Origin of the sequence: Pseudomonas sp. B33.4, from assembly GCF_034555375.1 — a bacterium.
Taxonomy (GTDB): Bacteria; Pseudomonadota; Gammaproteobacteria; order Pseudomonadales; family Pseudomonadaceae; genus Aquipseudomonas.
The window spans coordinates 5,161,412-5,182,201 of record NZ_CP140706.1; the positions used below are offsets into that span (position 1 = coordinate 5,161,412).

Consider the following 20,790-nt stretch of genomic DNA (forward strand, 5'->3'; position numbering starts at 1 on the left):
GCGTTACCAGATCAACTCGGCGTCTTCAGTGACGCCCTTGAGGTTATCCAGCTCATTGATAGCGGCTTCGTCGGCGGCAATAGCGCCAGGGAAAACCTGATCATTCAGCAATTTGTGAAAGCGTGGTGCACCGCCATCGACCAGGGCCTTGACCGCGATTGCCGCGTGGTAGCCCTTGTTGCCGCCCAACTCGACGGGAACGACTGCGGAAACTGCTTCGAAGTGTTCGAACTCTTTACGTGCCATGTCACACATCCCGGCTCAGACAAATTAAGCCGGACATTAAACCCTCAACCGACGAGTTTGTGTACCGGCGCCGGACATTGGCCAAGCGCTTGCGCGACCGACACGTCCTTGAAGGTGTGGAAGTCGAGGCTGTTGACCACCAGCTCCTGCACCAGCTCGGCGAAGATTTCCATCGACGGGCTGTTGAAATAGTTGGTCATCATTTGCTGGCTGCTCCAGAACCCGGAGACCAGCCACAACTCGGGATCACACTGCGAATGCTGCAAGGCGAAGCTCAGGCAACCGGGGGCGGCGCGGGACGGATCGATCAACGCGCTGAGGCGTACACCGAGTTCCGCCGAACGCCCGGCGCGCGCTCGAACGAAGGCCATATGACTGACGGGAATCTGCTTGGACATGTTCAACCCTCCCAGGGAGTCGCGTGGCAGCCGGGGGACGGGCTGCGACAGGATCAAAGGTTAAGGGCCACGCGCAAGACGCCGTTAGTCGATTCCTGTCGCCGCGTTGCACAATCCTGCGAGACTGCATCCAGAACCTGTAACAACCTGTAAAACTGCGTCACACGGTTGTCATACGCGTTTTGTGTAGGAGCTGCCGAAGGCTGCGATCTTTTGATTTCGCCTTGAAGATCAACAGATCGCAGCCTTCGGCAGCTCCTACAGGGTTGAATCGCGACAGGCGCGGAAACACCCCGGGGCAGAATCAGGCAAGCATTTCGCAGGATGTGTCTACCGCTGGCGCTTGCACAAACATATGCTCTGCTCCATTCCACCTCTCTGCCGAGGATGCCGTGCATGACGTCATTCGATCGTTTTCAAGCCGAACCCACCGCTGACATGGAAAAACAGCGTGCGGAACTGGCGGCGATCATCCGCCGCAACACCACCGACGATGGCAGCTACGAGACCGCCATCGGCTCACTGTTCATGTCGCGCCACACAAAATCCCACGACTTTGCCCCGGTGCTCGCGCAACCGGCGCTGTGCATCATGGCGCAGGGACGCAAAGAGGTGCGGCTGGCCGATGAGTACTTCAATTACGACCCGTTGAATTATCTGGTGGTATCGGTATCGATGCCGCTGAGCGGACGCGTGGTGAATGTCTCGCCGGAAGATCCCATCCTCGCCGTGCGCCTGGACATTGACCCGACCGAAATCACCGCACTGATCGCCGACGCCGGCCCCATGGGCGTGCCGACCCGGCCGACCGGGCGCGGTTTGTATGTCGAACAGATCGACAGTTCAATGCTCGATGCGGTGCTGCGTCTGGCGCGTCTGCTCGATGCGCCGAAAGACATCGCCATGCTCGCGCCGCTGATTCGCCGGGAGATTCTCTATCGCCTGCTGCGCAGTCCGCAGGGGCATCGTTTGTATGAAATCGCGATCGCCAACAGTCAGAGCCATCGCATCAGCCAGGCGATCAAATGGCTCAACGGCAACTTCGAGCAGCCGCTGCGCATTGATGATCTGGCGAAAGAAGTGAACCTCAGCGTGTCGACCTTGCATCACCGCTTCAAGGCGATGACGGCGATGAGTCCGCTGCAGTATCAAAAGCAGTTGCGTTTGCAGGAGGCGCGGCGCTTGATGTTGGCGGAGGGGCTGGAGGCTTCGGCGGCGGGGTATCGGGTGGGGTATGAAAGTCCGTCGCAGTTCAGCCGTGAGTACAGCCGGCTGTTTGGTGCGCCGCCGTTAAGGGATCTGGCGCGGTTGCGGCTTTCAGTGTGACCTTTTAGAAGCCCCTCACCCTAGCCCTCTCCCAGAGGGAGAGGGGACTGATTGGGGGATATTGAAGAAGTACACCGACCTGAAAGTGCTTTGCCGAATCCATAATCGACTCGGTCTCTCAGGTCGACGGATATCGCCTGCTTTGCCGAATCCATAATCGACTCGATCTCTCAGGTCGATGGAAAACGCCAGACACCTCGGTCGGCTCCCTCTCCCTCCGGGAGAGGGCTGGGGTGAGGGGCGATTCGGAGTCAGTCCTCGCTCTAAGCCCCCAACACCCGACAAGCCTCTGCCGGCAACGTCACCGACACCGGATGCCCGATCCCCAAGCCGATCCCCTGACACGGCGTACTCAACGCCGTAAACGTCACCCCGGAACACTCCACCGTGGTCTCGATCGTCGCGCCGATATCGCGCACAAACGTCACCTTGCCGAGCAGGCGATTGCCCGCCGTCGCTTGCGCTGCGGACAGTTGCAAGTCTTCCGGACGAATCAGCATCTTCACTTTCTGACCGACGACAATGCTGCTGCAGATCGGCACTTGCAGCGCATCGCCGCCCGGCAGGCTGACCCTGCCGTCGCCCAGTGCCGTGGCCGGAAAGATGTTGCCCGAACCAATGAAGTCAGCGACAAACTCGTTGGCCGGATGCCGATAGATTTCGATCGGCGTACCGATCTGCTGCACCTTATGCTCGCCCAGCACCACGACGATATCGGCCATGGTCATGGCTTCGCGCTGATCGTGGGTGACCATGATCGTGGTGATGTTCAGGCGTTGCTGCAGTTGGCGGATTTCCACCTGCATCGACTCGCGCAATTTGGCGTCGAGCGCCGACAGCGGCTCATCAAGCAAAAGGATTTTCGGGTGCGAAGCGATCGCCCGGGCAATCGCCACGCGCTGGCGCTGGCCGCCGGAGAGTTTTGCCACCGGGCGATCGATCATCGCCTGCAACTGGATCAGCTCCAGCAACTCCACCACCCGTTTCTGCTGATCAGCCTTACTCACGCCGCGCAACTTCAGCGGGTAGGCGATGTTCTCGCCGACGGTCATGTGCGGGAACAGCGCCAGCGACTGGAAGACCATGCCGAAGTTGCGCAGATGCGCCGGGGTGTGGCCGATGTCCTCGCCGTCCAGACGAATCTCGCCACCGCTGAGGGTTTCCAACCCGGCAATCATCCGCAGCAAAGTGGTTTTGCCGCAGCCGGACGGGCCGAGGAAACACACCAGTTTGCCTTCCGGCAAATGCAGGTTGACGTCTTGTACCGCACACGCCGAGCCGTAGAATTTCTCGACGTTTTCCAGAATCAGACCAGTCATATTGCACCTCAAATCAAAAGGAAACGCCGCCCTCGCCCACCAGCTTCTCCAGCGCCCAGATCAGGACGAAGTCGATCAGCACGATCAGCACGGCAAACGAGAATACGGTAGGGTCGAGCGATGACACGGTACGGCTGTACATCCAGATCGGCACGGTCATGACGTCGATGGTGTAGAGGAAATAGGTCACGGTGAATTCGTTGAACGAGACGATGAACGCCAGCAGCATGCCAGCCAGAATCCCCGACTTCATCAACGGCACCACCACATCGACAATCGCGCGCAGCGGTGAAGCGCCAAGCATCCGCGCCGCTTCCTCGACTTCGCTGCCGATGGAAAGCATCGCCGCCGTGCAGTTCTTCACCACAAACGGCAAGGCTAGAATCACGTGGGCAATCACCAGCCGCGAGGTGGTCATGTGGAACGGCAAACTGTCGAACACCAGCAGCAAGGCCAGACCCAACACCACCATCGGAAACACCAGCGGCAGCGACATCAGTTGCAATGCCACGGCTTTGCCACGGAACTCGCAACGGGTCAGCGCATAGGCCGCAGGCACCGCAATCAGCGTGGCGAAGACCATGGTCAGGCACGACACCAGCAGGCTGGTGGCCATCGCCTGGCCGAGGCTGAGCACGTCGCTGGCATCCGGCGAAACAAACGTGTGCCAGGCAGCTTTGTACCATTGCAGGCTGTAGCTGCTCGGCGGGAAGTCGAGGTTCGACGCGCCGCTGAACGACATGACGATCATGGTCAGGATCGGCAAAACCGCCAGCAGCAAAATGAAGCCGGAGAGGATGCCGGCGAACTTGCCGGTTTCGCCGGGCAGCAGCGCCATGCGCTTGTTGGTCAGGGCACTCATTGCGAAGCCTCCAGCAGACGCCGACGACGGCCAGTGATGTATTCGGACAAAGTCATGATCGCCAGCGTGGTGATGATCAGCACGACGCCGGCAGCCGAGGCGGCGGGCCAGTTCATCAGCGGGGCGATCTGGTCATGCACCATCACCGCCAGCATCGGCACGCGCCGGCCACCGAGCAGCAACGGCACTACAAAGCTACTGGCGTTGTAAGCGAACACCAGCGTCGCGCCAGTGATGATCCCGGGCAAACTCATCGGCAACACCACTTGGCGGAACACCTGAAAACGGCTGGCGCCGAGGGTCGCGGCCGCTTCCTCATAGGTGCGGGCGACGCCGCGCATGGCGCTGGCAATCGGCAACACCGCGAGTGGAAACGCGGTTTGCACCAGGCCCATCAACACGCCGTTCTGGTTGTACAGCAACATGATCGGCCGTTTGATCAGGCCCAGGCCCATCAGCGCCTGGTTGAGCATGCCGGCGGGGCCAAGGATCACCAGCCAGCCGTAGCTTTGCAGCAACAGGTTGACCAGCAACGGCAGCAGCACGGCGGCGAGGAAAATCCGCCGCAGGAACGGCGAGGTCAGCCGTGACATGGTGTACGCCACCGGGATCGCCAGCAGCACGGCAATCACCGCGCTGATCAGCGCCAGACGCAAGGTCAGCAGCAAGGATTTCAGGTAGTACGGTTCAAGCAACTGGGCGTAGCTGGCCAGGCTGAAACCCGTCCACTCCGCGCCTTTGGTGCCGACGCTCATGCGCAGCACCAGCAGGCTGGCGGCGATGAGCACGCCGAGAAACAGCATCGACGGCGTGAGAAAAAGCCACGCCCGTGCAGTCGGAGAAACACCGCGTGCCGGGCGCACGTCAGCGGCGCCGACCGCTTGGGTCAGGGATTGATGTTCCATAGCAATGATCTCGTCAATGGAAAAACAACTGACGAACACAACTCTCCAAACCACCGAGCCCCTGTGGGAGCTGGCTTGCCAGCGATAGCAATCTGTCAGTGACATCATTGTCGACAGGTAGGCCGTCATCGCTGGCAAGCCAGCTCCCACAAGGGTTTTTTGGTGTTTTGAAGATGTGTGTTCGGCTCAGGAAGAAAAGATTTCCGTATAGCGACGAATCCATTGGTCATGCACGGTGGCCAGGAAGGCGTTGTCGTGCATGATCGCCTTCTCGGCAATCTGCTCCGGCGTGAGGATGAACGGGCTCTTGCGCGCTTCGGCGGAGATGATCGCCTTGGCGTTGACCGGGCCGTTGAAGATGTCCTCGGCCATCTTGCCTTGCACCAGCGGATCGAGGGAGTGGTCGATAAACGCGTAAGCCAGATCAGTATCGCCGGGACGATTCTTCGGCATCACTGACAACATCAAGTCGGTGTAAAAACCTTCCTTCATGCCGAAAGTGGCGCCGAGGCCGTAGTTCGGATCGCGAATCTGCTTGGGGAAAAATGCCGGCGCATAGAGGCCGCCCATGTCCAGTGAACCGGTGCGGAACAGCTCGGCAATCTGGTTCGGGTTTTCGCCCAGGGTCACCACGCGATCCTTGAGCTCGGCGAGTTTCTTGAAACCCGGCTCGATGTTGTGTTCGTCACCACCGGCCAGTTTCGCGGCAATGATGATCAGGTCCATCGCTTCGGTCCAGTTCGGCGGCGGCAGGAAAATGTTCGGTGCCAGATCGGCGTCCCACAGCGCGGCGTAACTGGTTGGCGCTTCTTTTTGGGTGCGGGTGCTGTAAACCAGACTGTTGCACCACAACAGGTAACCGATGCCGTGCCCATTGGCACCAGTGCGGTATTTTTCCGGAACGTCGACGAGGTTGGGAATGCGGTTGAGGTCGGGTTTTTCCAGCAGTCCGGCGGCGGCCAGACCTTCGGCGCCGACACCGGCCAGAGTGATGATGTCGTACTGCGGACGATCACCGCCGGCCTTGAGTTTGGCGACCATTTCCGAGGTGCTGCCGGTGCGGTCAGCGATGACCTTGGCGCCGGTCTTGGCTTCGAACGTCGCAGCGATATTGCGCAGTGCGGCGAGACCGGTGTCATCCGACCAGGTCAGCAAGCGCAGGGTCTTGCCGGCGAACCGCGTGTCGCTGGCGCTCGCCCGGATGAAGGGCATGCTCAGGGCGGCCGCCGCCACCGAGGCGACGCCGACGGTTTTAATGAATTGACGCCTGTTCAGATCGTGCTCGCCCATGACGGACTCCCTTTGTTCTTTTAAGTATGAGGTTGGTCGCAACCGTTGCATCCGCGCGGCCGGATCCGCGCCAAACCCCGATTTACAAGGGCTTGAGCGCTGCCGACGGGTTCATCCTGAGGTCGTGCAAAACACCTGACTATCGATAAAAACTCATTGAAGCCATGACGCCGACGCATGCCTCGTTGCGAGGCATGCGCTGACCTTTTTCGGGCGTTCAGAGCGCCCGGATCACGTGTTTGATTTCCTCAAACGCGGCCAGGCCCCACGGCCCCAATTCGCGGCCGATGCTGCTCTGCTTGTAACCGCCCCACGCGGTTTGCGGGAAGATCACTTGCGGCGCGTTGAGCCACACCAGCCCCGCCTGCAGGGCGTTGGCGACTCGGTCAGCCGTTTCGGCGTTACGCGTCACCACACTGGCGACGAGGCCGAACTGGCTGTCGTTGGCCAAGGCGATTGCCTCGGCTTCGCTGCTGAAACGGCGCACGCACAGCACCGGACCGAAAATCTCTTCGCACCACAGCGCACTGTCGAGGGGCACGTCGGTGAACACCGTCGGCTGCAAAAAATATCCGCGCGGCAAATCCGCCGGACGATTACCGCCGCACAGCAGCTTCGCCCCGGCGCTCAGACCACGATCGATGTGCCCGAGCACACGCTGGTATTGCGCCTGATTGACCAGTGCGCCCATCTCCACGTCCGGGTCGAACGGATCCGCCACGCGAATTGCTTGCGCACGCTTTTGCAAACGTTCGAGGAATTCATCCGCCAGTTCATCGGCCACCAGTACGCGACTGGTGGCCGAGCACATCTGGCCGGCGTTGAAGAAACCGCCACCGCAGGCCAACTCGACCGCCAGCTCCAGATCGGCATCGTCCAGCACCAGCAACGAAGATTTGCCGCCCAGCTCCAGGCTCACGCCCTTCACCGTTTCAGCAGCGCGCTGCATCACTTGGACACCGACGGCGTTGCTGCCGGTGAAGGAAATCTTGGCGATGCGCGGATCCGCCGACAGTGGCGCACCCACCGCCAGACCAGTACCGCAAACGACGTTGAACACGCCTCTGGGCAGGCCGGCTTCGGCGATGATCGCCGCCAGCTCCAGCTCTGGCAGCGGCGTGACTTCCGACGGTTTCAGCACCACGCAGCAACCGGCGGCGAGGGCCGGCGCGAGTTTCCACGCGGTGGTGACCATCGGGAAATTCCACGGCACGATCAGCCCGACCACACCGCACGGTTCGCGGCGCAGGCGTGCGCTGAAATCATCGCTGGGCAGCGGCACGTTGCTGTCCTGCTTCGCGTCGAGGCCTTCGGCGAGTTCGGCGTAATACTCGAACGTGGCGATCACGTCGTCGACGTCGATGGCCGCTTCGAACTGCGGTTTGCCGTTGTTGCTCGATTGCAGGTTCATCAAATGATCGCGACCGTTGCGCACGCCATTGGCGATATTGCGCAGGATCGCGCCGCGTTCGGCACCGCTGGTTTGCGACCAGTCCCTGAACGCTGCAGCGGCAGCAGCAACCGCTTGCTCGACCGCCTGCTCGTCACCGCCATTGACCGTGGTCAGCAGCGCCTCGGTGGCCGGGTTGATCACGCGCAGATGTTCGCGGCCGGCCGACCATTGGCCGTTGATGTAGAGGCCATCGAGTGTGGTTGGGAAACTGATCATTGGGCCACCGCCTGCATCCACTGGTGCTGGTCGATTTCGATCACCGTCGGGCCTTGGCGATCGCTCGCCGCACGCAGTGCGCCGCGCAATTGCTCCACCGAGCTGATCGCTTCGGCAGCGCAGCCGAGGGCCTTGGCCACACCGATGAAGTCCGGGGTGTAAATGTCGACGCCGACCGGCTCGATGGCGCGGTTGACCATGTACTTCTTGATCTCTTCGTAGCCCTGGTTATTCCACAGCAGGACGATCACCGGCGTGCGCGCTTCGACGGCGCTGGCCAGTTCCGGCAGGGTGAATTGCAGACCGCCGTCGCCGATCAGGCACACCACCGGTGGCCGCGCGCCTTTGTCGAGCTGTCCACCGAGCCATGCGCCAATCGCGGCTGGCAACGCATAACCAAGCGTGCCGTAACCGGTCGACGAGTTGAACCAGCGGCGCGGACGCTCCGGGTTAAAAGTGAGGTTGCCGGTATACACCGGTTGCGTGGAGTCGCCGACGAACACCGCATCGGGCAATTCGTGCAGCACGGTTTCGAGGAAACGGGTCTGCGCCAAAGTCGGTGCATCCCAGCTCGCGGCCAGATCATCACGCAGACGCGCGGCGCGCACTTGGCCCCAATCGTTGCGGCGCTCGGCCAAAGGTTTGTGCGACAAGGCGCTGAGCAATGCCTGCGCGGCGTTGCGCGAATCGGCAACCAGGGCGACGTGGGGCGGATAGTTACGCACCGTCTGATCGGCGTCGATGTCGATGCGCAGCAGTTTGCCGGGAATCTCGAAGCCACCGGCGAAGGTCACGTCATAATCGGTTTCCGCCAGTTCGGTGCCGATCGCCAACACCACATCGGCATCGGCGACCAGTGCACGAGTGGCGACCAGACTTTGCGTCGAGCCGATCAACAGCGGATGCGTCGACGGCAGCATGCCTTTGGCGTTGATGGTCAGCGCCACGGGGGCGTCGAGCAGTTCGGCCAGTTCAGTGAGCTCGGCAGCGGCATCGATCGCACCGCCACCGGCGAGAATCAATGGCCGTTGGGCGCCCGCGAGCAACTCGCTCATGCGGCTGACGGCTGCCGGTGCGGCACCGGCGCGGTCGATGTTGACCGGGACGCTGGCGAGCAGCGCATCAGCGTCTTCCACCAGCACGTCCAGCGGAATTTCGATGTGCACCGGACGTGGACGCCCGGCCTGGAACAAGGCGAATGCGCGAGCGAGCACGTCGGGCAATTCCGCCGCCGACATCAGCGTGTGGGAGAACGCCGCAACGCCAGCGACCAATGCGCTCTGGTTCGGCAACTCGTGCAGCTTGCCGCGCCCGCCGCCCAACTGATTGCGGCTCTGCACGCTGGAGATCACCAACATCGGGATCGAGTCGGCGTAGGCCTGGCCCATTGCCGTGGTGATGTTGGTCATGCCCGGCCCGGTGATGATGAAGCACACACCCGGTTTGCCACTGGTGCGCGCATAACCGTCGGCCATGAAACCGGCGCCTTGCTCATGCCGTGGGGTGACGTGGTTGATGCTCGAACGGGCCAGCCCGCGATACAGCTCTACGGTGTGCACGCCGGGAATGCCGAACACCTGCTCGACCCCATAACCTTCGAGTAACTTGACCAGTACTTCGCCACACGTCGCCATGTCATTGCCCTTCTTGTTCGTTTGAGACACAAGGCCTTTTGCAGGCCATGGAATGGGCTCATTGAACGGTCGGCAGGTAGCGGCAACAATCGATTAAAAGTCATACTAGCCATGTCCTCACGTCATACCTTGGATCCACATGAAACGACTGCCTCCCCTGCCCGCCCTGCATACGTTTCTGATCACCGCGCAGTGCTGCAACTTCACCCGGGCCGCCGAGCAGTTGCACATCACCCAAGGCGCAGTGAGCCGGCAGATCGCCGGGCTGGAAGATCATCTGGGGTATGAATTGTTCATCCGCCTGGCCCGTGGTCTGGAGCTGACGGCCGAAGGTCGTGAGTGGCTGCCACGGGTGGAGAAAGTCTTCGGTCTGATCAGCGAGGCGACCGAGCAGATCGGTCTCAAGCGCGAAACCCTGCAACTCAAAGCGCCGAGTTGCGTGATGCGCTGGCTGGTGCCGCGTCTGCTGCAATGGCAAAAGGAACGCCCGGATGTGCCGGTCAAACTGACGACTACCCTGGCCCATGGCGTGGACTTTCAGCGCGAGCAATTCGATGCGGCGGTGATCTATGGAACGCCACCGGACAACTCATCGACCGCGCTGCATCTGTTCGATGAACAACTGACCCCGGTCTGCTCACCGGCACTGTTGAAAGGCCCGCCGATGTTGTCCGAGCCGGCTGATCTGCAACAGCACCTATTGCTGCATCCCACCCGCGACACTCAGGACTGGAAGGTCTGGCTGACGGCGGCCGAACTGCAGTTGAATAACGTCAACATGGGCCAGCATTTCGAAACGCTGGATCAGGCGATGTCGATGGCATCGCATGGGACCGGGGTGGCGATAGGCGACTGGTCGTTGATTGGTGATGACTTGCGCGCCGGGCGGCTGGTGATGCCGTTTGAATTGAAGGTGAGGACGGGGTTGGCGTATTACGTGGTGGTGCCTGCGGGAACCGAGCCTTCGCCGCAGCTGGAGGAATTGATGATCTGGCTGGTGGAGCAGGCGCATTTGCGGTGAGGCCTTTTCCCTCACCCTAACCCTCTCCCAGGGGGAGAGGGGACTGATTGGGGGATGCTCTAGAAATACGCCGACGTGAAATTACTGTGTTGAATCCATAATCGACTCGATGATTCAGGTCGATGTACATCGCCAGACACCTCGGTCGGCTCCCTCTCCTTCGGGAGAGGGCTGGGGTGAGGGGCGAGGATTCACTCAATACCCGACCGTAAACCGCTGACGCGAATGCTTCGGCGTTTCCACTTCGTCGATCAGCGCAATCGCGTAATCAGCAAAGGTAATCCAGCTACGCCCCTCGGCACTCACCAGCAAGTGATCCTTGCCGACACGGAAACTCCCCGTGCGCTCACCTTCGACAAACTCTGCCGAAGGCGACAGAAAGGTCCAGTCCAGATCCTGCTCCTGACGCAAAGCCTCAAGAAACGCCGCACCGGCACTGGCTTCAGCTTTGTACTCCGCCGGGAAACCCGCACTGTCGATCACTCGCGTATCGTCCGGCAGCAACAACGAACCGGCACCGCCCACCACCAGCAAACGCTGCACACCCGCCTGTTTCACCGGCCCGACAATCGCCGCCGCAGGCACGGTAGCGAAATGCGCAGCGGTGATCACCACATCGTGACCGGCTACCGCGTCTTGCAACGCGGCTGAATCCAGCACATCGACATTCTTGCTGACCACACCGGCACGGGCGCCGATCTTCGAGGTATCGCGGGCAATAGCGGTAACGCTATGGCCGCGACGCAGGGCTTCTTCCAGCAGTTGGCTACCGGCACGGCCGGTGGCACCAATGATTGCGATCTTGCTCATGACATTCTCCAGTTGGCTTGAGAGTGCTGCGGTTTCGTAAATCGGCTTACCACTGCATTTCGCCCTTGGCGACTTTCGCACTCAGCTCCAGCGAACTTTCTTCGCCGAGTTTCGGGTAGCGCTTTTTCATCGCGGCGATCAGTGCGGCGGAATCTTTGGCCTTGGCGGTTTCAGCGTCGAAAGCCTTAATGTAGTCGGCAGTGAACTTCACGCTGGCCAGCGAACGGCTGCTGTTGCCAAGGTAATGACCCGGCACCACGGTGTTCGGCTTCAGGGTTTCGATCGAGTGCAGGGTTTCCAGCCAGTCGGCGTGGGATTGTGCGGTCTGGGTGTCTGCCATCCAGACGTGAATGTTCTCGGCGACGACCACGCCACCGACCACGGCTTTGAGCGACGGGATCCACACAAAGCTGCGATCCGGCTGTTTGCCTTCAAGGCCGACCACCTGCAATTTCTGCCCTTCGAGCATCAGGCTGTCGCCCTTGAGCACGCCCGGCACGATGGTCTTGGCCGGAACGTCGGCGCCCATTTTCGGGCCCCAGAAGGCGAGCTTGCCGGCGACGGTTTTGTTGATGTGATCAACGGTTGGCTGGGAAGCCAGCACCTTGGCGTCGGGGAAGGCTTGGGTCAGGGTGTCGAGGCCGAAATAGTAATCCGGGTCACCATGGCTGATGTAAATGGTGGTCAGGTGCTTGCCGCTGGCGCGAATCTTCTCCACGACTTGTTCAGCCTGGGATTTACCGAATTGCGCATCGACGAGGATCGCGTCTTTCTCACCGCTGACCAGCACCGAGGTCACCGGAAAAATCGCATTGGTCCCTGGGTTGTAAACGTCGAGGGTCAGGTTAGCGGCAGCGGCATGCGCGGCGAAACCCAGTGAAGCGGTGGCGAGCAGAACGCGTTTGAGTGTGGTGAAGCCGATCATCTGTTGCTCCGGTGTCCGAATGCCGTGTTAGGCGATGGAACAGAGCTTAGTTGCCTGACTCAGTACAAAAAATGCGATGCTTGAACATAGTTTGTTTCTGAAAGCGGGCAAATCATGGATCGTCTCCAAGCAATGCGGGTATTTGTCACCGTGGTGGATCTGGGCAGCCAGTCGGCTGCGGCTGATCATCTGGATCTTTCGCGGCCGGTGGTTTCACGTTATCTGGCAGAACTGGAAGACTGGGTCGGCGCCCGCCTGATGCACCGCACCACGCGCAAGTTGAGCCTGACCGCCGCCGGCAGTGAAATTCTGCCGCGCTGTCGGCAAATGATCGAACTCTCGACGGACATGCAAGCCGCCGTCAGCGAACCCCACGATGCCCCGCGCGGCTTGCTGCGGATCAGCGTCAGCACCTCGTTCGGGCAAGCGCAACTGGCCGATGCGATGGCTGCGTACGTCAAACGCTATCCGGGTGTGAGTATCGATCTGCAAATGCTCGATCGCACGGTGAATCTGGTGGATGAGCGCATCGACTTGGCAATTCGCACCAGTAACGATCTCGACCCCAATCTGATCGCCCGACGCCTGACCGTTTGTCGTTCGGTGGTCTGCGCCGCGCCGGCTTATCTGCTGGAGCAGCCGGCGCCGTTGCGGGTCGAGGAACTGAGCCGACACAACTGCCTGACACACTCCTATTTCGGCAAGAGCCTGTGGCATTTCGAGGAGGATGGCGAACCGGTTTCAGTAGCGGTGCAGGGCAATATCAGCGCCAACGAGGCCAGCACATTATTGCGCGCAACACTGGCCGGCGCCGGGGTGGCGATGCTGCCGACGTATCAGGCCGGGGTGCATATTCACAGCGGTGAACTGGTCCGCCTGCTGCCCCATGCCGAGCCACGACAAATGAACATCTACGCGGTGTACGCCTCACGCAAACACATGCCGGCGGCACTGCGCAGTATGCTGGATTTTCTGGTGCTCAGATTTCCCGAAAACCCCGAATGGGATGAAGCAGCTTCAAGCGTCAAGCCACAAGCTGCAAGCTAGCTGCACCGCAATTCATCTTGACGCTTGCAGCTCCAAGCTTGCAGCTGCCCCTACCTGACCTATGCTGAAAGTAATACCGCAGGGTATGTCGTTCAGAGGTCTTCGCCATGAACATCAAAACAAGAAGGTACGTCGCGATTTTCATTACCTGCGCCGCCACGCTGGCGCTGTACGGCACCGCTGCCTGGCGGGTCGAACAGCTGCGACAGCTGCCGCGCGAGTATGCGAGCTGCAACTTTGAGCGTTGTATTCCGCACAATGCCACGCTCAACGCATTGCGCTGATATTCAACTGTAGGAGTGAGCCTGCTCGCGATAGCGGTGTGTCATTCAGATAAAGTTTGACTGACACACCGCTATCGCGAGCAGGCTCACTCCTACAGGGGTTTTGTGGTATCTGTGAGTTATTGATCGGCCTTGAGGCTGTCGCGGAAAGCCTTTGGCGATATCCCCACCCGGCGCCGAAACAGGCGCGTGAAGTTGGTCGGATCGGAAAACCCCAACAACTCCGACATCTCGTAAATCGTCATGCTGGTGTAGGTCAGCAAGCGCTTGGCCTCCAGCAATTGGCGTTCGTGCATGATCTGCAACGCCGGTTGTCCCGCCAGCTCACGGCAGGTGCCGTTGAGGTGCGACACCGAAATCCCCAGCCGATGGGCCAAGTCTTCGACCTTCACGTGCTGGCGATAAGTCTCCTCCACCAACTGGATAAAGCCGTTGAGGTATTCGCGCTGACGTTGCGGGCGCTGACTGGCTTTGTGGCGCACGATGGCCTGACGGCTGACCCAGACCATGATCACGCTGACCAGCGAATGCATAAGCATTTCCCGCGCCGGTTGGTGGCCGTTGTACTCGGCCTGCAACGCCGAAAACAGGCTGTTTAGATATTCACCGTCGTGGCCGGCAGGGTAGTTTTCCGCTTGGGCCAAGGCATGCACCGCCTCACCCAGCTGCGCCTGCAGGTGAGTGATCAGCGGTGTGGCAAGGGTAACGATGAACCCTTCGACGTCTTCGGAAAAACGAAAGCCGTGCACCGACAACGGTGGCAGCACCTGAATCGCCGGGGTCTGGAGTTGCGTGCGTTGCCCTTCGATCTCAAGCTCTGCCTGACCTTTGAAGACGAAGAGTAATTGGCACAAATCAGCATGGCGGTGGGGTTTTATTTCCCACTCGTGTTCGCGACTGCGGGAGGAAATGGTTTCACAGTGCAGCAAGTCAGGGGTCGGCCAGTCCAGGCTTTCACCGTAGAGCTTGAACACTGGAATCGAAGGCAGCTCAGGCTTGTTCATCACTTCAATCCAGGCCTCGGGGTTGTGGGCGATAATCGCACCGATTGGCAGAATGTACAGGTATCGGCTCAGTTTTCACCTTCAATTGACAGACCCGCAAGGGAAAAATGCAAGCACTCGATCCATAAAAATCATTCACCGGTCTTGGCCGCGTGAAGCTTGCGAGTCATAAAAACAATGAAAACGCTGAAAACCCAAGTCGCCATCATTGGCGCCGGTCCGTCCGGATTGCTCCTCGGCCAGCTGTTGCACAACGCCGGCATCGACACCCTAATCCTCGAACGTCAGAGCCCCGATTATGTCCTCGGGCGCATCCGCGCCGGTGTGCTTGAACAAGGCATGGTAGAGCTGTTGCGTCACGCCGGCGTGAGTCAGCGCATGGACGCCGAAGGGCTGGTGCATGGTGGTTTCGATCTGGCTCTGGACGGACGCCAGGTGCACATCGATCTGCACGCGTTGACGGGCGGCAAGACGGTGATGATCTACGGTCAGACTGAAGTGACTCGTGACCTGATGGCCGCTCGTCGGGAGGCTGGTGCACCAACAATTTACCAGGCGAGCAATGTCGTTCCTCATGGCATGAAAAGCGACGAGGCGTTTGTCACCTTCGAAAAGGACGGCGAAATCTTTCGCGTCGATTGCGATTACATCGCCGGTTGCGACGGTTTCCACGGCGTCGCTCGGCAGTCAATTCCCGCCGATTGTCTGAAAGTGTTCGAGCGGGTCTATCCGTTTGGCTGGCTGGGCATTCTGGCCGACACGCCGCCGGTGCATGACGAATTGGTCTACGCCCGCCATGAACGCGGGTTTGCCTTGTGCAGCATGCGTTCGGCCACCCGCACCCGCTATTACCTGCAAGTGCCGGCGGAAGAAAACGTCGATGACTGGAGCGATCAGCGCTTTTGGAATGAGTTGAAAAATCGCCTGCCGATAGAGCTTGCCGAGAAACTGGTCACCGGCCCGTCGATTGAAAAAAGCATCGCACCGCTGCGCAGCTTCGTGGTTGAACCGATGCAGTATGGGCGGATGTTTCTGGTCGGCGACGCTGCGCATATCGTCCCGCCGACCGGCGCCAAGGGTTTGAATCTGGCCGCGAGTGACGTCAGCACGCTGTTCAATATTCTGCTGAAGGTGTACCGCGACGGGCGTACCGAGCTGCTGGAAAAATACTCGGAAATCTGCCTGCGCCGCGTCTGGAAAGCCGAACGTTTTTCCTGGTGGATGACCTCGATGCTGCATCGCTTCGACGATCACGATGACTTCAGCCAACGCATCAGCGCCTCGGAACTCGACTACTTTGTCAGTTCAGAAGCAGGGCGAAAAACCATTGCAGAAAATTACGTCGGACTTCCTTATGAGGCTATCGAATAGCCTGCTACCGACTTACACTGGCGAGCATCCCCGCTCGCCTGACGATCTGCGGGACTCTCACTGCCCGCAGGTTTTGCCCGTGACCAATCTCAATCAACCTGAAACGCCCAAACCGGCCATTCGCAGCGTGCTGGTCGCGCTGATGATGGCGATCTTTCTCGGCGCGCTCGACCAGACCATCGTTGCCGTATCGATGCCGGCCATTTCTGCTCAGTTCAAGGACGTCAGCCTGCTGGCCTGGGTGATTTCCGGGTACATGGTGGCGATGACCGTGGCGGTGCCGATCTACGGCAAGCTCGGTGACTTGTACGGGCGGCGCAAACTGATGCTGTTCGGCATGGGCCTGTTCACCCTTGCCTCGTTGTTTTGCGGCATGGCGCAGAGTATGGAGCAACTGGTGCTGGCGCGGATCCTTCAGGGTATCGGCGCTGGCGGAATGATCTCGGTGAGTCAGGCGATCATCGGCGACATCGTGCCGCCGCGTGAACGCGGGCGTTATCAGGGTTACTTCAGCAGCATGTATGCGGTGGCCAGTGTCGCCGGTCCGGTGCTCGGCGGTTACATGACCGAATATCTGTCTTGGCGTTGGGTATTTCTGATCAACCTGCCGCTGGGACTTGGCGCGTATTGGGTGGCGCGACGCAATCTGCGCGGCTTGCCGATTCCGCAACGCAAACCGGTCATCGACTACCTCGGCACACTGTTGATGATCATCGGCCTGACCGCCCTGCTATTGGGCATTACTCAGGTCGGCCAGGGTCATTCGTGGCGCAGCGCTGAAGTACTCGGTTTGTTCGCTTGTGCGGTGGTGGTGCTGGCGGTGTTTGTCTGGCATGAGCGGCGTGCCCGTGAGCCATTGCTGCCGATGCACCTGTTCGCCAACCGCAATGCGCTGCTGTGCTGGTGCACGATTTTCTTCACCAGTTTCCAGGCGATTTCGCTGATTGTGCTGATGCCGTTGCGTTTCCAGAGCGTCACCGGTGCTGGCGCCGACAGCGCCGCCCTGCACTTGCTGCCGTTGGCGATGGGCTTGCCGATTGGTGCGTATTTCGCTGGTCGTCGCACGTCGATTACCGGGCGTTACAAGCCGCAGATCCTGAGCGGCGCGATCCTGATGCCGATTTCGATACTCGGCATGGCATTCAGTCCGCCAGAGGCGACGCTGCTCAGCGGCTTGTTCATGCTGCTCAGTGGGATTGCCGGTGGCATGCAATTCCCGACATCGCTGGTGGGTACACAGAACTCTGTGGAGCAACGCGATATCGGCGTGGCCACCAGCACCACCAACCTGTTCCGCTCCCTCGGCGGCGCAGTGGGCGTGGCGTTGATGTCGGCGTTGCTGCTGGCGTTGCTGCAGGATTCCAGTTTTGCCCATCTGGCGAGCAGTTCGCTGATGAGCGAAGGGCATTCGGGCAACGTCCTGTTGGATGGTCTGAACGCCGCGCCGGGGGATGCGCAAAATGCTTTGCGCGCGGAATTGTTGGTCACGTTCCGGCATTTGCTGTGGGTAAGTGCGGCGGTGTCGTTGCTGGGATTGGCGGCAGCGATCGCGATGCCGAACAACCTGCTGCGCGGGCGCGAACACGGCGCAAAATAACCGCAAAAGATCGCAGCCTGCGGCAGCTCCTACATGGGAATGCATAACCCAAGGAGCTGCCGAAGGCTGCGATCTTTTGATCTTCAAGGGCTGTAGTAACCGACTGCAACGAGGAAATGCCCGGCCTTCTTCAGGTAGGCATGCTTGTCCTCGACCTTGCCGGTCACCGGGTTTTTCCAGCGGTATTCATATTCACCCTCATCCTGCTTGCCGATCAGCGCCAGAATCGGCTCGCCCACTGGTTTGCCTTCCGGGTCCTTGACCTTGCCGAAGTCGGTATTGATCAAGCGCAGGTTGGTGCCGTGGGCGACATAACGCTGGGTATTCAGATCGACCACAAATACGTACAAGTCATCCTGCAAGTAGCCGCCCTTGAGCGAGTTGATCGCGGTCAGCGTGCCCTTCTCGTCCTTGCCTAAATCGGCAGCGGCTTTATCGAGCAAGGCTTTGGCCTGCTCGGCGGACGCTCGCGGCAAGTAGTAACCCACCGCCAGAATCCGCTGGCCGATGCGCTGGTAATACACATGCTTGCGCTCGACCTTGCCGTCAGTCTGGTTCTGCCAACGGTACTCGGCTTGCTGAATGCCATTGCCCTCGGGCACCAGCAACGCTTCCTTGAACGCCTTCTGCAAATCCGGGCCGAGTACTTCACTGACGTCACGACCGATCAACGCCGATGAAGGCCCGCCACTGGCAAGCATCACGCCCTTGGTATCGACCACGAATACATAGCGATCCTTGTCGACAAACTCGCCCTGACGGCTGAACGCGGCGAACGCCTTGTCGCCATTGTCGTGGTAATAGGCCAGGGCTTTTTCCAGCAAAGCGATGGCGGCCTGACTGTCATCCTTGGCGGCAGTGGCGGCGCTGGCCTGGCCGAAACCGGCCAGTAACATCACGCCCAACCAGGCCACTTTATGCAAAAACCCCATAGCGCATCCCCCGTTCTTGTTGGTGTTTCAAGAGCGTAGACGGCTTGGGGTCATGTATGGATATTCAGGAAGTTTCTGAACGTTTCGCGGATTGGGTGGTGAGGCCAGCCTCACCACCCTTGCTCAGGCTTTACGGGCGGGCATTGATTTGCTGCTGCAGGTTCTGGATCTGTGCCTGCAGCGTATTGATGTTGCGGGTCATCTGGCCACGGAAGGCATCGAACTCAGCGGTATTGCCGCCACCCTGAGGAGCCGCCGGGCGATTGTCCTGTTCGCTTTTGAGCACGACAATTTCCTGCTCAAGTCGATCGATCGCCGCACTCGGGTTGCCCTGCTTCTTCAATGCAGCGATATCGGCGCCAAGGCTTTTGAATTGCGCATCGAAGGCTTTCAACTGCGCGTCGACCTTGCTGGTGTCGGCCGGCGTGCTTTTCACCGTTGCCAGTTCCGCAGTCAAGGCTTTGACCTGCGCCTGCAACTGGGTATTGGCGTTCTGCTGTTCGGTGGTCTGCGCGGTCATCTGTGCCAGACGCTTGTCCAGATCACTGGCCTGCCCCGCGACGCCTTGCTGCTGTTTGCTCTGATCGAGCAGCTTGCCTTCGAGCTGTTTGATTTGCAGCTTCAGGGCTTCGCTGTCGCTGGTGACGTTGGACTGACTGGCGACGACTTTGCCGGAAATGTCCTGCAAGCGCCCGGCCGCTTCTTCGCTGATCCGCGCAAAGCTTTCCTGGGTCGCGACCAATTGCTGCTCCATCAGCGAGATCTGCTGAAAGCTCCACCAGGCGAGACCGACGAAGGCAAAGAACAGTGCGCCAACCAAGGCCCACAACGGCCCCGTACTCGCGGCCTTGACCTTGACCACCGGCGGCGTGCGCGAGTGTACGGAGGTGCGCGCAGTGGTCGGAATGTCATCGTCGTCGAAGGCGTCGGCCCGCAGGCTCGGGACATCATCGAAATCGTCGTGGGCATCATTACGCATGGACATTGAGGCAACCTTTGTGAAACGCGGTGATGGCTAAATGCTGCGAAGTATAACCGCCGCAGCCGCAGGGATTGACCCCCGAGCGGCGACACGGTTCATTGCCGCCCGGCCGAATCGTTTCAACGAATGTCCTGAGCTTTCCACCAACTGCAGAACTCATCCAGCGCCGACCACAGGCTGACTTTCGGATCGTAGTCCAGATAATGCCGGGCGCGACTGATGTCGAGGGTGAAATTTTTTTTCATGACCTGCATGCCCAGACGCGACAGAGTTGGCTCCGGACGCCCCGGCCAAAGCTTGCACGCGCCTTCGTTGAGCGCCGCGACGCTGTAGGCCAGACCATAGGAACGGTACTTGGTGACCTGCGGCACTTCCATCTTGCGCATCACATAATTGACCACATCCCACAGCGGCACCGGCGCGCCATTACTGATGTTGTAGGCTTTGCCCAGTGCAGAGCCTGCCGCCAGCAAACTGCTGAGCAGCGCTTCGTTGAGGTTGTGCACACTGGTAAAATCGACCTTGTTCAGGCCGTTGCCGATGATCGCCAGGCGGCCCTTGCGCTGCATGTTGAGCAGACGCGGGAAGATGCTCATGTCGCCAGCACCAGTGACGAAACGCGGGCGCAGGGCGATGGTTTCCAGGCCGAATTCCTGTGCACCGAAAACCTTTTGTTCGGCCAGATACTTGGTCGCGGCGTAGTGATGCTTGAAGCGCTTGGGCACTTGCTCTTCGGTCAGATTGAAGTGATCGCGACCATCGAAATAGATCGATGGCGACGACAGATGCACCAAACGGCGGACGCGCTGCTTAAGGCAGGCTTCGACGACGTTCTCGGTGACCTGCACGTTGCCCTGATGGAAGTCCTGATAGCGACCCCACAGTCCAACGGCACCGGCGCAGTGCACCACCGCTTCCACATCCGAACACAGTTCGCGGACCAGGTCGGGATCGGTCAGATCGCCGGGCACAAACTCGGCACCCCGGCGCACCAGATGCTCGACGCTTTCGGCCCGGCGACCGTTGACCCGCACGTCCAGGCCCTGCTCCAGAGCGAAACGCGCAAAGCGTCCGCCAATGAAGCCGCTTGCGCCGGTGACCAAAATTTTCATGCAAAACTCCAACAAAAAGCAGCTGCAAGCATCAAGCCTCCAGCTGCAAGTAAAAA

The 20,790-nt window shown here is 60.0% G+C and carries 20 protein-coding genes; 6 read left to right on the forward strand and 14 right to left on the reverse strand.

What is annotated here, in order from left to right; genetic code table 11:
* Positions 1–3 precede the first annotated feature (3 nt).
* Complete coding sequence (locus U6037_RS22715) at positions 4–246, reverse strand: hypothetical protein (RefSeq protein ID WP_038366794.1); 243 nt, start codon at positions 244–246, stop codon at positions 4–6.
* A gap of 44 nt (positions 247–290) precedes the next feature.
* Entirely contained in the window at positions 291–644 is a 354-nt protein-coding gene (locus U6037_RS22720) for a putative quinol monooxygenase (RefSeq protein WP_242210015.1), read from the reverse strand.
* Positions 645–1,040: 396 nt separating this feature from the next.
* On the opposite strand from U6037_RS22720, the gene U6037_RS22725 reads away from it, so the two are divergent.
* Positions 1,041–1,970, forward strand: a complete 930-nt coding sequence (locus U6037_RS22725) for an AraC family transcriptional regulator (RefSeq protein WP_034153465.1) — start codon at positions 1,041–1,043, stop codon at positions 1,968–1,970.
* A gap of 263 nt (positions 1,971–2,233) precedes the next feature.
* Here U6037_RS22725 and U6037_RS22730 read toward each other — a convergent pair whose 3' ends face one another.
* The 6 genes from U6037_RS22730 to U6037_RS22755 form a co-directional block, all read right to left on the reverse strand.
* The gene (locus tag U6037_RS22730; RefSeq protein ID WP_322844607.1) at positions 2,234–3,289 is read right to left on the reverse strand and encodes an ABC transporter ATP-binding protein; all 1,056 of its coding nucleotides are present in this window, start codon (positions 3,287–3,289) and stop codon (positions 2,234–2,236) included.
* A gap of 13 nt (positions 3,290–3,302) precedes the next feature.
* Positions 3,303–4,151 carry an ABC transporter permease gene (locus U6037_RS22735; RefSeq protein ID WP_311882821.1) on the reverse strand — a complete coding sequence of 283 codons (849 nt, stop codon included), beginning with the start codon at positions 4,149–4,151 and terminating at the stop codon, positions 3,303–3,305.
* Positions 4,148–5,056 carry an ABC transporter permease gene (locus U6037_RS22740; protein ID WP_322844608.1) on the reverse strand — a complete coding sequence of 303 codons (909 nt, stop codon included), beginning with the start codon at positions 5,054–5,056 and terminating at the stop codon, positions 4,148–4,150. The genes U6037_RS22735 and U6037_RS22740 overlap by 4 nt, the downstream gene beginning before the upstream one ends.
* A 186-nt stretch (positions 5,057–5,242) precedes the next feature.
* Positions 5,243–6,346 (reverse strand): ABC transporter substrate-binding protein, encoded by a 1,104-nt coding sequence (locus tag U6037_RS22745; RefSeq protein WP_242210021.1) that lies wholly within the window; start codon positions 6,344–6,346, stop codon positions 5,243–5,245.
* A gap of 217 nt (positions 6,347–6,563) precedes the next feature.
* On the reverse strand, positions 6,564–8,015 hold the full coding sequence (locus U6037_RS22750) for an aldehyde dehydrogenase family protein (protein ID WP_322844609.1): 1,452 nt from the start codon (positions 8,013–8,015) through the stop codon (positions 6,564–6,566).
* Positions 8,012–9,649 carry a 5-guanidino-2-oxopentanoate decarboxylase gene (locus tag U6037_RS22755; protein ID WP_322847355.1) on the reverse strand — a complete coding sequence of 546 codons (1,638 nt, stop codon included), beginning with the start codon at positions 9,647–9,649 and terminating at the stop codon, positions 8,012–8,014. Before U6037_RS22755 ends, U6037_RS22750 begins: the two co-directional genes overlap by 4 nt.
* A 139-nt stretch (positions 9,650–9,788) precedes the next feature.
* Between U6037_RS22755 and U6037_RS22760 the strand changes: the two genes are divergently transcribed.
* Positions 9,789–10,670: a LysR substrate-binding domain-containing protein gene (locus U6037_RS22760; RefSeq protein ID WP_322844610.1), complete on the forward strand. Its 882-nt coding sequence runs from the start codon at positions 9,789–9,791 to the stop codon at positions 10,668–10,670.
* A gap of 195 nt (positions 10,671–10,865) precedes the next feature.
* Here the strand turns inward: U6037_RS22760 and U6037_RS22765 are convergent, their stop codons facing one another.
* On the reverse strand, positions 10,866–11,480 hold the full coding sequence (locus U6037_RS22765) for an NAD(P)-dependent oxidoreductase (RefSeq protein ID WP_322844611.1): 615 nt from the start codon (positions 11,478–11,480) through the stop codon (positions 10,866–10,868).
* Between the two features lie 46 nt (positions 11,481–11,526).
* Positions 11,527–12,405 (reverse strand): MBL fold metallo-hydrolase, encoded by an 879-nt coding sequence (locus U6037_RS22770; protein ID WP_322844612.1) that lies wholly within the window; start codon positions 12,403–12,405, stop codon positions 11,527–11,529.
* Between the two features lie 114 nt (positions 12,406–12,519).
* On the opposite strand from U6037_RS22770, the gene U6037_RS22775 reads away from it, so the two are divergent.
* Both U6037_RS22775 and U6037_RS22780 read left to right on the forward strand, forming a co-directional pair.
* Positions 12,520–13,452: a LysR family transcriptional regulator gene (locus U6037_RS22775; protein WP_322844613.1), complete on the forward strand. Its 933-nt coding sequence runs from the start codon at positions 12,520–12,522 to the stop codon at positions 13,450–13,452.
* A 107-nt stretch (positions 13,453–13,559) separates the two neighbouring features.
* Positions 13,560–13,736: a hypothetical protein gene (locus tag U6037_RS22780; protein ID WP_007912636.1), complete on the forward strand. Its 177-nt coding sequence runs from the start codon at positions 13,560–13,562 to the stop codon at positions 13,734–13,736.
* Between the two features lie 119 nt (positions 13,737–13,855).
* Here the strand turns inward: U6037_RS22780 and U6037_RS22785 are convergent, their stop codons facing one another.
* Complete coding sequence (locus U6037_RS22785) at positions 13,856–14,740, reverse strand: helix-turn-helix domain-containing protein (protein ID WP_322844614.1); 885 nt, start codon at positions 14,738–14,740, stop codon at positions 13,856–13,858.
* A gap of 186 nt (positions 14,741–14,926) precedes the next feature.
* Between U6037_RS22785 and pobA the strand changes: the two genes are divergently transcribed.
* The gene (pobA, locus tag U6037_RS22790) at positions 14,927–16,111 is read left to right on the forward strand and encodes a 4-hydroxybenzoate 3-monooxygenase (protein WP_322847356.1); all 1,185 of its coding nucleotides are present in this window, start codon (positions 14,927–14,929) and stop codon (positions 16,109–16,111) included.
* 79 nt (positions 16,112–16,190) lie between these two features.
* Entirely contained in the window at positions 16,191–17,708 is a 1,518-nt protein-coding gene (locus tag U6037_RS22795) for an MDR family MFS transporter (protein WP_322844615.1), read from the forward strand.
* 83 nt (positions 17,709–17,791) lie between these two features.
* On the opposite strand, the gene U6037_RS22800 is transcribed toward U6037_RS22795, so the two are convergent.
* The 3 genes from U6037_RS22800 to U6037_RS22810 all read right to left on the reverse strand — a co-directional run bounded on the left by U6037_RS22800 (position 17,792) and on the right by U6037_RS22810 (position 20,734).
* Positions 17,792–18,640, reverse strand: coding sequence for a cache domain-containing protein (locus U6037_RS22800; RefSeq protein ID WP_322844616.1), 849 nt, complete (start codon positions 18,638–18,640; stop codon positions 17,792–17,794).
* Between the two features lie 130 nt (positions 18,641–18,770).
* Positions 18,771–19,625, reverse strand: a complete 855-nt coding sequence (locus U6037_RS22805; protein ID WP_322844617.1) for an ATPase — start codon at positions 19,623–19,625, stop codon at positions 18,771–18,773.
* 116 nt (positions 19,626–19,741) lie between these two features.
* Positions 19,742–20,734, reverse strand: coding sequence for an NAD-dependent epimerase/dehydratase family protein (locus U6037_RS22810; RefSeq protein ID WP_322844618.1), 993 nt, complete (start codon positions 20,732–20,734; stop codon positions 19,742–19,744).
* Between the last annotated feature and the right edge of the window lie 56 nt (positions 20,735–20,790).

Bases quoted from the DNA above. Each gene is read 5' to 3' on its own strand.
- U6037_RS22715 (WP_038366794.1), bottom strand. From the start codon at position 246: ATGGCACGTAAAGAGTTCGAACACTTCGAAGCAGTTTCCGCAGTCGTT.
- U6037_RS22720 (WP_242210015.1), bottom strand. From the start codon at position 644: ATGTCCAAGCAGATTCCCGTCAGTCATATGGCCTTCGTTCGAGCGCGC.
- U6037_RS22725 (WP_034153465.1), top strand. From the start codon at position 1,041: ATGACGTCATTCGATCGTTTTCAAGCCGAACCCACCGCTGACATGGAA.
- U6037_RS22730 (WP_322844607.1), bottom strand. From the start codon at position 3,289: ATGACTGGTCTGATTCTGGAAAACGTCGAGAAATTCTACGGCTCGGCG.
- U6037_RS22735 (WP_311882821.1), bottom strand. From the start codon at position 4,151: ATGAGTGCCCTGACCAACAAGCGCATGGCGCTGCTGCCCGGCGAAACC.
- U6037_RS22740 (WP_322844608.1), bottom strand. From the start codon at position 5,056: ATGGAACATCAATCCCTGACCCAAGCGGTCGGCGCCGCTGACGTGCGC.
- U6037_RS22745 (WP_242210021.1), bottom strand. From the start codon at position 6,346: ATGGGCGAGCACGATCTGAACAGGCGTCAATTCATTAAAACCGTCGGC.
- U6037_RS22750 (WP_322844609.1), bottom strand. From the start codon at position 8,015: ATGATCAGTTTCCCAACCACACTCGATGGCCTCTACATCAACGGCCAA.
- U6037_RS22755 (WP_322847355.1), bottom strand. From the start codon at position 9,649: ATGGCGACGTGTGGCGAAGTACTGGTCAAGTTACTCGAAGGTTATGGG.
- U6037_RS22760 (WP_322844610.1), top strand. From the start codon at position 9,789: ATGAAACGACTGCCTCCCCTGCCCGCCCTGCATACGTTTCTGATCACC.
- U6037_RS22765 (WP_322844611.1), bottom strand. From the start codon at position 11,480: ATGAGCAAGATCGCAATCATTGGTGCCACCGGCCGTGCCGGTAGCCAA.
- U6037_RS22770 (WP_322844612.1), bottom strand. From the start codon at position 12,405: ATGATCGGCTTCACCACACTCAAACGCGTTCTGCTCGCCACCGCTTCA.
- U6037_RS22775 (WP_322844613.1), top strand. From the start codon at position 12,520: ATGGATCGTCTCCAAGCAATGCGGGTATTTGTCACCGTGGTGGATCTG.
- U6037_RS22780 (WP_007912636.1), top strand. From the start codon at position 13,560: ATGAACATCAAAACAAGAAGGTACGTCGCGATTTTCATTACCTGCGCC.
- U6037_RS22785 (WP_322844614.1), bottom strand. From the start codon at position 14,740: ATGAACAAGCCTGAGCTGCCTTCGATTCCAGTGTTCAAGCTCTACGGT.
- U6037_RS22800 (WP_322844616.1), bottom strand. From the start codon at position 18,640: ATGGGGTTTTTGCATAAAGTGGCCTGGTTGGGCGTGATGTTACTGGCC.
- U6037_RS22805 (WP_322844617.1), bottom strand. From the start codon at position 19,625: ATGTCCATGCGTAATGATGCCCACGACGATTTCGATGATGTCCCGAGC.
- U6037_RS22810 (WP_322844618.1), bottom strand. From the start codon at position 20,734: ATGAAAATTTTGGTCACCGGCGCAAGCGGCTTCATTGGCGGACGCTTT.